This window comes from Neobacillus fumarioli NBRC 102428, from assembly GCF_001591485.1.
Classification (GTDB): domain Bacteria; phylum Bacillota; class Bacilli; order Bacillales; family Cytobacillaceae; genus Neobacillus; species Neobacillus fumarioli.
Genome location: NZ_BCUZ01000004.1, coordinates 12964 through 25940, shown reverse-complemented (window position 1 = coordinate 25940; position 12977 = coordinate 12964). Strand labels below are relative to the sequence as shown.

The window sequence follows — 12977 nt, the reverse complement described above, 5'->3', positions numbered from 1 at the left end:
TCTTGGAAACAATGGATTTAGCGGCATTTACAAATCGATATAAAAGCCTTTTGGATCATGAACTGTACAAGCTGGTTGAAAAACTCGATGCTCCGTCCATTCTGAAGGAATCAATGATCTATTCCCTTAAAGCAGGTGGAAAACGAATCCGGCCGCTTTTGTTATTTGCCACACTTGCTGCCTTCGGTCAAGATCCGGAAAAGGGACTTTTAGCTGCTGCTGCGATTGAGATGATTCACACGTATTCCTTAATCCATGATGACTTGCCATGTATGGATGATGATGACCTTAGAAGGGGAAAACCCACGAATCATAAAGTTTTTGGAGAAGCAGTTGCTACATTGGCAGGAGATGCTTTATTAACGTACAGTTTTGAAGTGATGTGCCAAATACCAGACCAATTCACATCCAGTGAAACAAAATTGAGATTAGTTGCAGAACTGGCAAAAGCAGCCGGCACCGAGGGGATGGTTGGCGGTCAGGTTGCGGATATGGAAGCGGAAGGAAAAATATTAACACTAGAAGAACTTGAATATGTTCATATTCATAAAACGGGCAGACTGTTGCGGTTTAGTGTGTTGGCAGGAGCCATTTTAGCAGATGCAAATCAAGAAGAAATGGACGATTTATCTGCTTTTGCCTACCATCTCGGCCTTGCTTTTCAAATTCAAGATGATATTCTTGATTTAATTGGCGACCAGCAACTAATCGGCAAGCCTGTTGGCAGTGACACAGCGAATCATAAAAATACGTATCCGGCTCTATTAACTCTCGAAGGGGCAAAAGACGTATTAATGCAGCAAATAGAGCTTGCAAAGGAAAATCTTATAAAAACTAACCTCAATACGAAATTATTGTTAGAGATCACGGACCTTGTAGCCGCAAGAGACCATTAACTTTGAGGATTTGTGACAATGTCATAAGTGTGTTATAATTGTTTTCATTGTAGAGAGTTCGTTTTCAAGGCCGTTATCACGCTTGTGTTAGCGGCTATTTTTAAAGGAATTAGAGAGAAAAAGTATGAAAGTGAGTGATCCATCAATGGATCTGTTATCAATTAAAGACCCATCGTTCCTAAAAGGCATGTCAATCAAAGAGCTGGAGGCTTTGAGTCAAGAAATCCGGAAATTTTTGATTGAGAAACTGTCAGTAACAGGGGGACATATTGGGCCAAATCTTGGTGTCGTGGAGCTGACAATTGCTTTGCATAAATGCTTTGACAGTCCCAAGGATAAAATTATTTGGGATGTGGGCCATCAATCTTATGTTCATAAAATATTAACAGGCAGAGCATGTGAATTCGACACATTACGGCAATTTAAGGGGTTATGTGGTTTTCCAAAAAGAGCAGAAAGCGAACATGATGTATGGGAAACAGGACACAGCTCAACCTCCCTCTCTGCGGCAATGGGGATGGCCATTGCCCGCGATTTGAAAAAGCAAAACTACTATGTAGTTCCTGTTATAGGGGATGGTGCTTTAACAGGCGGTATGGCACTTGAAGCAATGAATCATATCGGCCATGAGAAGAAAGATATGATCGTTATTCTAAATGATAACGAAATGTCAATTGCTCCCAACGTAGGAGCGCTCCATAATATTCTCGGTCAATTGCGGACAGCTGGGAAATATCAGTGGGTGAAAGATGAACTGGAAGTGCTGTTAAAAAAAGTCCCTGCAGTAGGTGGAAAACTTGCTGCTACAGCTGAAAGAGTGAAGGACAGCCTTAAATATTTATTTGTGTCCGGCATGTTCTTTGAAGAACTTGGGTTTACTTATTTAGGACCAATTGACGGTCACAATTTTGAAAGCTTATTTGAAAATCTAAGGCTTGCGAAAAAGACGGAGGGGCCAGTTCTTCTTCATGTTATTACCAAAAAAGGGAAAGGTTTTCAACCGGCTGAGACCGATAAAACAGGGACATGGCACGGGACAGGTCCATACAAAATAGATACGGGTACATTCGTCAAGCCGGCTAAAAAACAGCCGCCAGCATGGAGCAGTTTGGTAAGTGAAACAGTAAGAAAACTAGCACGAAAAGATGAGCGAATTGTCGCCATTACTCCGGCAATGCCTGTCGGATCGAAACTTGAAGGCTTTGCCAGTGAATTTCCTGACCGCATGTATGATGTCGGCATCGCTGAGCAACATGCGGCAACCGTTGCTGCAGGGTTAGCCACTCAAAATATGAAGCCTTTTCTGGCGATTTACTCTACTTTTTTACAACGGGCTTATGATCAAGTAGTTCATGATATATGCCGGCAAAACTTAAATGTGTTTATTGGTATAGATCGTGCGGGTCTGGTCGGTGCGGACGGCGAAACCCATCAAGGAGTATTTGATATTGCATTTTTACGGCATATTCCCAATATCGTGTTAATGATGCCGAAAGATGAAAATGAAGGCCAGCATATGGTGTATACGGCATTGAAATATGATGATGGCCCAATCGCCATGCGATTCCCCCGGGGAAATGGCGTAGGTGTCCCGATGGATGAAACACTCCATACCATACGGATTGGATCATGGGAGATTTTAAAACAGGGGCATGATGCTGCCATTTTAACTTTTGGAACAACGATTCCAATGGCCTTGGAAGCAGCAATGAGACTTGAAAAACTCGGGGTATCGGTTAAAGTGGTAAATGCCCGGTTTATAAAACCGCTTGACAGGAAAATGTTAACAGAACTATTGGATGAATCTATTCCGATTCTCACGATTGAAGAAGCGGTTCTGCAGGGCGGGTTTGGCAGCGCTATTCTCGAGTTTGCGCAAACCGAAGGCTATTATCATGCAGAAATTGACAGGATGGGAATTCCGGACCATTTCATCGAACATGGAGATGTCGGCTCACTTCTTGAGGAAATTGGGCTGACAACAGATGAAGTTGTTAAGAGAATTTCCATACTGGCGCGGAAAAAACAGCAAAGGGCATAACAAATGAAAAATAAAGAACGTCTAGATGTTTTATTGGTAGAAAGAGGTTTATTTGAAACCCGGGAGAAAGCCAAAAGAGCCATTATGGCCGGCTTAGTCTATACGAATGAAGAGCGGCTGGAAAAGCCGGGGGAGAAGGTGGATGCTGACATTCCATTGACAGTAAAAGGAAGTGTGCTCCCCTACGTCAGCCGTGGCGGATTAAAGCTGGAAAAAGCCCTTCATGTCTTTGATGTAAATGTGAAAGATAAGATTATGCTTGATGTCGGTGCTTCAACAGGAGGATTTACGGACTGCGCCCTTCAAAATGGAGCGAAAATGTCATATGCCCTTGATGTCGGCTATAATCAACTTGCCTGGAAGCTGCGTCAAGACGAGCGTGTTGTTGTCATGGAAAGGACGAATTTCCGATATGTAACTCCTGCTGATTTAACAGGGGAGATGCCAAACTTTGCTACGATTGACGTTTCCTTCATCTCCTTAACCTTAATATTGCCGGTGTTAAAAAACTTGCTTGTTCCTGACAGCGATATAGTAGCGCTGATTAAACCGCAGTTTGAAGCAGGAAGGGAACAAGTGGGAAAAAAGGGGATTGTCCGTGATTCAAACGTTCATTTGCAAGTAATCGAAAAAATTATTCATTTTTCATTGGAACAAGGCTATACGATCATGAATATATCCTATTCGCCAATAACCGGCGGTGATGGAAATATTGAATTTCTGCTGCATTTAAAATGGAAAGGGACTCAGGCAGCCGGAGAAAACCAACTTCCTGTTGCTCCTGAAGAAGTGGTTAAGGAAGCACATAGGGAATTTCATACAAAAAGCGAAGTAAAAGGATAGGCAGCTGCTTATCCTTTTATTAATCTTATTGTATTTTTATAAGATATCAATTGCACATTGTAAATCAAATCAGCTAACATAAGGGTAGAAATATACTTCATTCAATACTTCGGGGTGAAAACATGAATAAAGGTCAGCGTCATATTAAAATTAGGGAGATCATTGCCGGCAATGATATAGAAACTCAAGATGAACTTGTAGATGAACTTCGAAATGCAGGGTATAATGTAACCCAAGCTACCGTGTCCCGGGATATTAAAGAATTGCATCTTGTGAAGGTACCGTTAAGTGACGGGCGATATAAATACAGTCTGCCAGCAGATCAAAGATTTAATCCTCTGCAGAAGCTGAAACGGGCCATGATGGATGCATTTGTAAGCATTGACTCTGCAGGGCATCTATTGGTGTTAAAATGCTTACCCGGGAATGCCATGGCAATTGGGGCGTTAATTGATCACCTTGATTGGGATGAAATTTTGGGAACGATCTGCGGTGATGATACGATGTTAGTAATTTGCCGTACAGAAGAAGATACAAAGACGATTACACAGAGGTTCCTTGATATGCTTTAATTCTGGGGGAATATTTCTTGTTAGCAGAACTTTCAATTAAAAATTTTGCCATAATAGAATCCTTATCGATTTCTTTTCGTAAAGGATTAACGGTTTTAACAGGGGAAACTGGAGCAGGAAAATCGATCATTATTGATGCCATTCAATTGCTGATTGGCGGGAGGGGTTCTGCAGAATTCGTCCGCCATGGAGAAGAAAAAGCGGAAATAGAAGGATTATTTCAAATTGAAGAAGATCATCATCCAGTGTTAAGTAAAGCAAGTGAATTTGGCATTGAGATAGAAGATGGGATGGTGGTCCTGCGCCGTGACATTTCTCGGACAGGCAAAAGCGTTTGCAGGATTAATGGCAAATTAGTGACCATTTCAATTCTAAGAGAAATTGGCGCAGCTCTTGTAGATATTCACGGCCAGCATGAACATCAAGAATTAATGGATGAGTCGAAGCACTTGCCGTTGCTTGATCAGTTTGGGGCAGATGAAATAGCAGCATCACTTGGAGAATATCAGGATGTATTCAAAAGGTATCAGCAAACGAAACAAAAGTTAAAGGCCTTAAGTGAAAATGACCAGCAGATGGCTCATAGGCTCGATTTAATATTGTTTCAATTGGATGAAATCCAAAAAGCAAATTTAAAGCTTCACGAAGATGAGGAACTTTATGAGGAAAAGCGGAGGCTCGCCAATTTCCAAAAGGTTTTTGAAGCTGTTCAATTAAGCTATACAGCATTAAACGGTGAACAGAAGGGACTTGACTGGATCAGTATGGTGATGGACCATCTTGAAGATGCCGCTTCCATTGATCCGGCATTTAAAGATGTTTATGAAACAGTTTCCAATTGTTTCTATCAGTTAGAAGATGCTTCGCGTTTATTAAGAAATGAATTGGATATGCTGGAATTTGATCCCGAGCGGCTGAATGAAATGGAAGATCGTTTAAATGAAATAAATCAATTGAAGCGGAAATATGGTAAAACGATTGAGGAAATATTGGAATATGCGGCCAAAATTGAGGAAGAAATTGAAACATTACAAAATAAAGAAACCCATATCGGTGAATTGGAAAAGGAATTGGCTTCCATTCAACGAGATTTAACCCTTGAAGCCAAACAATTAACGGAACTTCGGCATAAATGGGCAGATAAACTGACAAAATTAATTCATAAAGAATTAAAAGAGTTATATATGGAGAAAACTGTATTTGAAATTCGCATTTGTACGGACTCGGAAGTATTTACACAAACAGGTGTCGACCAGGTGGAATTTTATATTTCCACCAATCCGGGAGAACCGTTAAAGCCATTGTCAAAAGTAGCTTCCGGCGGCGAATTATCTCGAATTATGCTGGCACTAAAGAGTATTTTTTCGAAACATCAGGGTGTTACTTCCATTATATTTGATGAAGTGGATACCGGTGTAAGTGGACGGGTTGCTCAGGCAATTGCCGAAAAAATTTATAAAGTGGCGGGAAATTCCCAAGTATTATGCATTTCTCATTTACCTCAAGTTGCGGCCATGGCTGATACCCATTTATTTATTTCCAAAACGATTAAAGGAGGCAGAACGACAACTTCTGTCACACCGCTAAATAATAAAGAGAAAATTAAAGAAATTGGCCGGATGATCTCCGGAGCAGAAATTACCGATTTAACAAAGCAGCATGCGGAAGAATTATTGCAATTAGCGGCAGAAAATAAAAAAGCTTGAAAAGCTATCCATTATGGGTAGCTTTTTTTATCTAAACCTAAGTTATAAATGATTGTCAAGGAGGCAAAATTATAGATGTAGCCATTAAACTTAGCGTAAAAGAAGCGAGGAGAGTGAAAATTGTGAAACTAGAGATCATTAGAAAAATTATTGGTGGAATTCTCCTTGTTTCATTAGCCAGCCTAATTTTTTTTCAGCCGATGGATCAATTTTTAACAATCCCAAAAACTATTACGGTTTTCGAGGGACAAAATTTTAGCTTCAACAAGGCTGCACCGGTTTCAGCCGCATTAGTTTCTCACAATTCTAATGTTAAATTAGAGGAAGATCAACATTCGGTAAAAGTTAAAGGAGTTCAAAACGGCAAAAATGAAATGCTGTTGGAATTTGCCGGAATCCCCATTAAAAAAGTTGATGTAAGAGTATTGAAGGATTTTCGGGTGATTCCAGGCGGTCAATCCATTGGTGTCAAGTTAAATACTGTTGGTGTGTTAGTGGTTGGCCACCACTTAGTGAATACTGAAAATGGGAAAAAATCTCCAGGTGAAATTGCCGGCATTAAAGTCGGTGATATTATTACCGAAATCAATGGCCATAAAATCGAAAAAATGACGGATGTAGCACCGTATGTACAAGCCGCAGGGCAAAGCGGTAAAGCTCTCGATCTTGTCATAAGCAGAGAAAATGGTTCATTTACAACAAAACTAACCCCATTAAAAGACAAAACAGAAAATACGTATAAACTTGGTTTATATATTCGGGATTCAGCAGCAGGAATCGGAACGATGACTTTTTATCATCCCCAATCGAAAAAATATGGTGCCCTTGGCCATGTCATTTCAGATATGGATACGAAAAAACCTATTGTCGTTGAAGATGGACAAATTGTTCGCTCAACCGTTACTTCTATTGAAAAAGGCAGCAGTGGAGACCCTGGTGAAAAGCTTGCACGCTTCTCATCAGATGGAGAAATTGTTGGAAATATTCAAAAGAATAGCCCGTTTGGAATTTTTGGTGAGCTAAACAAACAACTGAAAAACGGAATAATGGATAAGCCTATGCCAATTGCCTTGTCCAGTCAAGTAAAAGAAGGACCGGCAAAAATTTTAACAGTGGTAAATAATGATAAGGTGGAAGAATTTAACATTGAAATCGTCAGTACGATCCCGCAAAAGTTTCCGGCAACAAAAGGAATGGTCATCAAAGTAACCGATCTTAAACTGTTAGAAAAAACAGGAGGAATTGTTCAAGGGATGAGCGGCAGTCCAATCATCCAAGATGGTAAGCTTGTCGGTGCAGTGACCCATGTGTTTGTGAATGATCCGACTTCTGGTTACGGGGTTCACATCGAATGGATGCTGGATGAAGCGGGAATTAACATATACGATATGCCTAAAAATAAAGCAAGCTAAATTTGAAGCAAAATAGGAAAAATTCCCCTATTTTGCTTTTCTTTTTGGTGAAAATTGTCCAATATTATTTTGGAACAATGTGGCAAATATACGATTTTAGTCGAAAAAAAGAGAAAAACGAAGAAAAGATAAGATTTTCTCACTATTTTTAGAAAAATAAAAAAAAGTAAAGGAATTTTTGTTGCATTGTCGAATTTCTAATTTAGAATAAAGATATGCGAAACCAAAGACGACAACATTTATTCTTAAATATTAGATGTTTTAGTTACGAGTTGAGGAGGAAGCGGTTTTGAAGAAAATTAAAGTTTGCGTCGTTGACGACAATCGGGAACTTATTGGATTATTAGAGGACTATATTTCGTCCCAGGATGATATGGAAGTAGCGGGAATCGCTCATAATGGCCAAGAGTGTCTGGAATTATTACGTACAATAGATCCGGACGTTCTTGTGCTAGATATTATTATGCCCCATTTAGATGGTTTGGCGGTGTTGGAACGTCTGCGTGAATTAAAAAAGGGAGTTCTGCCTCATGTGATCATGCTGACAGCGTTTGGACAGGAAGATGTGACAAAGAAAGCGGTAGAGCTTGGCGCCTCCTATTTCATTCTAAAGCCGTTTGATATGGAGAATTTATGTAATCACATTCGGCAGGTTAGCGGTATCGGCCATTCGATTTCTGCCCGAAAAGTATCGGCTCAAGGTTTTCGTTCACAGACTGAATCTAAGCCGAAAAATTTGGATGCAAGCATTACGAGTATTATCCATGAAATTGGTGTCCCCGCACATATTAAAGGATATTTATATTTACGTGAAGCGATTGCCATGGTTTATAATGATATTGAATTATTGGGTTCTATTACGAAAGTTTTATATCCGGACATTGCCAAAAAATATAACACAACGGCAAGCAGGGTAGAAAGAGCCATCCGGCATGCAATAGAAGTTGCTTGGAGCCGAGGAAATATTGATTCCATCTCCTCCTTATTCGGATATACTGTCAGTATGTCCAAAGCTAAGCCGACTAATTCGGAGTTCATTGCTATGGTTGCTGACAAGCTTCGTCTGGAACATAAAGCATCTTAAGATTGAAATGATTCCCTAAGTCAACATCTTAGGGTTTTTATTTTTGTCTAAAAATGAAAATATCTAAATGATTTGCATAAGCTGTTTTAGGGTGTTTTAATGTTGGATTCTATTGGACCGTCAATACATGGAATGATGGGAAGTGAGACAAATGACACAAATTTTTGCTCACCGTGGGTATTCCGCAGCTTATGCAGAAAATACAATGAGTTCCTTTGTGGCTGCTGAGAAGGCGGGAGCTGATGGGATTGAGTTTGATACGCAATTAACAAAAGACGGCGTAGTTGTAGTGATTCATGATGAAAAAGTAGACCGGACTACGACTGGATCAGGTTTTGTGAAAGATTATTCTTTTAAAGAAATAAGAAAGTTGAATGCCAATAAGAAAGGGATTAAAAAAGAGCCCATTCCATCGTTGGAGGAAGTATTGGAATGGCTTAAAACAAACAAACTAATATGTAATATTGAATTTAAAAACGGTCTTATCCCATATGAGGGCATGGAAGAAAAAGTAGTTGAGCTGGTACGCAAATATGATGTGGCCGATCGAATTATTATTTCTTCTTTTAATCATTACAGTATTGTTTATAACTATCAGTTAGCTCCGGAAATTGAAACAGCGCCGCTTTTTATTGAGGGAATTTATATGCCATGGATTTATGCGCAATCCATCCGGGCAAAAGCAATTCACCCAAAACATTCCGCTGTCTCCGATCACATTATTAGAATGACCATTGAAAATGGCATTGAGGTAAGACCTTATACAGTTAATCGCGGGCAGGATATGCGCAGGTTGTTCAATGTTCAATGCAGTGCGATTATTACGGATGATCCCGTGAAAGCATTAAGAATAAGAAAGGAATATGAAAAGAGACCGTAACATGAACGGTCTCTTATTTCGTCTTTTTGAATCTTGCTTGAACGTTATTTCTTTTCCGATCACGATGGAAGATAAATCCGCCTACAAAGCCAAGACCACCGACAAACAGAATAAACCCCGTCAAAAATTGCAACCATAAATTCGGAAACGGTGCCTGTAGAATGCCAAATGTCATATCACGCATCAACTTAATTCCGAAAGCAGCCAAAAAACCGGGAATCACTAAAATAATAAGGGCAATAATCCGCGTCATGATTTGATCCTTCCATTTTGAAATGAAATATTTACAGTCATTATATACCAAAAAATGAATGGATTATAGATGAAATTTGTCAAGATGTCTGTTGAAGTTTAAAATAAAATATGAAAAAAAGTGCACAGTTTTCTCTTTCTACTAAGAAAATTTTTTCGAAATCCTTTCATAAGGAGCAATAACCATGCAAAACGTAATGATTGTCGGAGCTGGAAAAGGTGGAACGGCTATTTTAAAAATATTGAAAGAATCAGAAATGCTGCGGGTATATGTTGTGATTGACCGCAATTTGAATGCACCCGGGATCCGCCTGGCACAGAAGGAAGGAATTAAGACAGGAACAGAATGGTATCCATTTTTGATGGATAATATTGATATTATTATTGAAGCAACTGGTGATGAAGGTGTTTTTCAAGCGCTCCGAAATACAAAGAATAAGAAAACCATCTTAATTCCTGGAAGCGTTGCATTTCTTTTTTCGAAACTAATGGAAGAAAAGGAAGAGCTATTACAAAAGCATCAATACGAATCCTATTTGCAGGAATTAATTTTTAATGCCACAAGTGATGGGATGGTTGTCATCAATAATCAAGGATTTATTATTTTATTTAACCGTAGAGCAGAAGAAATGATGGGAGTTAAGAAAGAGCAGGCTCTTGGAAAGTTTGTAGGGGAGGTTATTCCAGAAAGTCGTCTACCTGTCGTTCTAAAAACAAGACGCATAGAAACGAATCAGGAAATGGTTTTGGGCAATGGACTTAAAATTATCACCACAAGAATCCCGATTATTGAAGAGAACGGGTCATTAATTGGCGCTGTTGCGGTTTTTAAGGATATTACTGAGGTGGTCAAGCTTGCGGAAGAAATTACCGACCTGAAGGAAATCCAAACTATGCTGCAGGCAATTATTCATTCAAGTGATGATGCCATTTCCGTAGTGGATGAAAATGGACGGGGGATCATGATTAATCCGGCCTATACCCGAATTACAGGATTAACAGAAGAACAGGTCATTGGCAAACCGGCTACTGCGGATATTTCTGAAGGCGAAAGTATGCATATGAAAGTCCTGCAGACAAGGCGAGCTGTCCGAGGAGTACCCATGCGGGTTGGTCCAAATGAAAAAGAGGTCATCGTCAATGTTGCTCCAATTATTGTCAATGGAAAATTGAAAGGGAGTGTTGGTGTCATCCATGATATGTCCGAAATGAAATCGCTCAGCCGGGAATTAAGCAGGGCGAGGCAAATTATCCGCAAGCTAGAAGCGAAATATACATTTGAGGACATTATCGGGAAATCTGAAGAAATGCTGCTGGCGATTGAACAGGCGAAGCTGGGGGCAAAAACACCGGCAACCATTCTGCTTCGCGGTGAGTCCGGAACAGGAAAAGAGCTGTTTGCCCATGCCATTCATAATGCCAGCGACCGCAAATATAACAAATTCATCCGTGTTAATTGTGCAGCCATATCAGAATCTTTGCTTGAAAGCGAACTTTTCGGCTACGAAGAGGGAGCTTTTTCCGGTGCCATCAGAGGCGGGAAGCGAGGGTTATTTGAAGAAGCGAATAATGGCAGTATCTTTCTCGATGAAATTGGAGAGTTATCTGCCAACATGCAGGCAAAACTACTTAGAGTCCTCCAGGAAAATGAAATTATTCGGGTGGGCGGCACAAAACCAATTACAATTAATGTAAGAGTCATTACAGCCACTAATGTTAACTTAGAAAAGGGGATTGCAGGAGGTACCTTTAGGGAAGACTTATATTATCGATTGAATCGGATGCCGATCCATATACCTCCGCTGAGAAAGAGAAAGGAAGAAATCCCTCTCCTATCTGAACGGCTGATTCAAAAAATTAATCGTGATTATGGGCGAAACGTTGAAGGAATAACAAATGCGGCTCTGTTGCAGTTAATGGAATATGATTGGCCCGGAAATGTTCGGGAATTGGAAAATATTTTAGGCAGAGCGATTATTTTTATGAATTATAATGAGACTTACATTGATGTTCACCATTTGCCGGAGTTAAAGAATCGAATTTCTGTTAATGAAACAGCCGCCAGCAAAATGGAATCCCCTGTTTCTTCCCAACTTACTTTGGCGAAAATGATAGAAGAATATGAAGCGAAGATTATACTACAAACATTAAATCGATTAAACGGAAATAAAACATTAACTGCCAAAACGTTAGGACTGTCTGTCAGAAATTTATATTACAAGCTGGAAAAATATAATCTTGAAAAAAGGAGCATGCAATAAATTTCACGATATGAAAAATATTGCACACCCTAATCTTGCTAATAAAGCGTTTTCAAGGATGAAATCTTTGGCACAGTTCTTGCATATTAAAAGATTGGAATTGCAGATATCATAAAAGGGGTTGATACAACTGCTGCTGGAATCATTGATCGACAAAGTAGCCCAAACAGCTAAGAAAACTATTGCAGTAGCTGTAGCGGAAGATGAAGAAGTGATCGACGCTGTAGCCGATGCTTTAAATCGTAATCTCGGCAATTTCATTCTTTTCGGGGACCAGAAGAAAATTGAAACGATCGTAGCATTAAAACATTTGAATGGGAATCCAAACATTAAAATAATACATGCAGATTCCAAAGCTCAAGCGGCTGAATTTGCTGTAAAAGCTATTTATAATAAAGAAGCTAATGTATTAATGAAAGGGAACATCCCAACAAATATTTTTTTGAAAGCTGTATTAAATAAAGAGTACGGCCTGCGGACGGGCAATGTTTTATCTCATGTTGCTGTTTTTGAAGTTCCTGGCTTCAACCGGCCGATTCTCGTGACAGATGCAGCAATGAATATTGCTCCTGATCTCCAACAAAAGGCCCAAATCGTCCAAAATGCCGTTGCAATTGCAAAAAAACTTGGGATTGAAACCCCTAAAGTTGCTCCGCTTGCGGCTGTAGAAGTGGTGAACCCGGTTATGCAGGCAACTGTAGATGCGGCCGCATTAACTATGATGAATAGTCGCGGCCAAATAACGGGGTGTATCATTGATGGGCCGCTGGCACTGGATAATGCGGTTTCAGTGCTTGCAGCAGAACACAAAGGGCTCCAGAGTGAAGTAGCCGGAAATGCGGATATTTTATTAGTCCCAGCCATTGAGGTTGGAAACGTATTGTATAAATCTTTAGTTTATTTTGCTCAAGCAAAGGTCGGTGCTGTCATTGCCGGAGCCAGGGTCCCAATTGTTTTAACTTCAAGAGCGGATAAAGCACAAAGCAAGCTCTATTCGCTGGCACTTGCATTAAGTTGTACGAATGAATAA

11 protein-coding genes are annotated in these 12977 nt (G+C 39.9%); 10 read left to right on the top strand and 1 reads right to left on the bottom strand.

Features of this window, described 5'->3' with window-relative positions:
- The first annotated feature begins 11 nt into the window (after positions 1-11).
- The 8 genes from BFU02S_RS01580 (at position 12) to BFU02S_RS01545 (ending at position 9434) form a co-directional block, all read left to right on the top strand.
- A complete protein-coding gene (locus BFU02S_RS01580) occupies positions 12-896 on the top strand; it encodes a polyprenyl synthetase family protein (protein ID WP_066365818.1) in 885 nt (294 codons plus the stop codon).
- Between the two features lie 145 nt (positions 897-1041).
- On the top strand, positions 1042-2937 hold the full coding sequence (dxs, locus tag BFU02S_RS01575) for a 1-deoxy-D-xylulose-5-phosphate synthase (RefSeq protein ID WP_066365814.1): 1896 nt from the start codon (positions 1042-1044) through the stop codon (positions 2935-2937).
- A gap of 3 nt (positions 2938-2940) precedes the next feature.
- Positions 2941-3780, top strand: a complete 840-nt coding sequence (locus tag BFU02S_RS01570) for a TlyA family RNA methyltransferase (RefSeq protein WP_066365673.1) — start codon at positions 2941-2943, stop codon at positions 3778-3780.
- 122 nt (positions 3781-3902) lie between these two features.
- Entirely contained in the window at positions 3903-4352 is a 450-nt protein-coding gene (ahrC, locus tag BFU02S_RS01565; RefSeq protein WP_066365670.1) for a transcriptional regulator AhrC/ArgR, read from the top strand.
- 17 nt (positions 4353-4369) lie between these two features.
- A complete protein-coding gene (gene recN, locus BFU02S_RS01560) occupies positions 4370-6058 on the top strand; it encodes a DNA repair protein RecN (RefSeq protein WP_066365668.1) in 1689 nt (562 codons plus the stop codon).
- Between the two features lie 122 nt (positions 6059-6180).
- Positions 6181-7470, top strand: coding sequence for a SpoIVB peptidase (gene spoIVB, locus BFU02S_RS01555; RefSeq protein ID WP_066365665.1), 1290 nt, complete (start codon positions 6181-6183; stop codon positions 7468-7470).
- A gap of 289 nt (positions 7471-7759) precedes the next feature.
- Positions 7760-8554, top strand: coding sequence for a sporulation transcription factor Spo0A (gene spo0A, locus BFU02S_RS01550; protein WP_066365662.1), 795 nt, complete (start codon positions 7760-7762; stop codon positions 8552-8554).
- A gap of 151 nt (positions 8555-8705) precedes the next feature.
- Positions 8706-9434 (top strand): glycerophosphodiester phosphodiesterase, encoded by a 729-nt coding sequence (locus tag BFU02S_RS01545; RefSeq protein WP_066365660.1) that lies wholly within the window; start codon positions 8706-8708, stop codon positions 9432-9434.
- Between the two features lie 13 nt (positions 9435-9447).
- Here the strand turns inward: BFU02S_RS01545 and BFU02S_RS01540 are convergent, their stop codons facing one another.
- Positions 9448-9687 (bottom strand): DUF2627 domain-containing protein, encoded by a 240-nt coding sequence (locus tag BFU02S_RS01540; protein ID WP_066365656.1) that lies wholly within the window; start codon positions 9685-9687, stop codon positions 9448-9450.
- A 184-nt stretch (positions 9688-9871) separates the two neighbouring features.
- Between BFU02S_RS01540 and BFU02S_RS01535 the strand changes: the two genes are divergently transcribed.
- Both BFU02S_RS01535 and yqiS read left to right on the top strand, forming a co-directional pair.
- The gene (locus BFU02S_RS01535) at positions 9872-11947 is read left to right on the top strand and encodes a sigma-54 interaction domain-containing protein (RefSeq protein WP_066365654.1); all 2076 of its coding nucleotides are present in this window, start codon (positions 9872-9874) and stop codon (positions 11945-11947) included.
- Positions 11948-12077: 130 nt separating this feature from the next.
- Positions 12078-12977 carry a phosphate butyryltransferase gene (yqiS, locus tag BFU02S_RS01530; protein ID WP_066365812.1) on the top strand — a complete coding sequence of 300 codons (900 nt, stop codon included), beginning with the start codon at positions 12078-12080 and terminating at the stop codon, positions 12975-12977.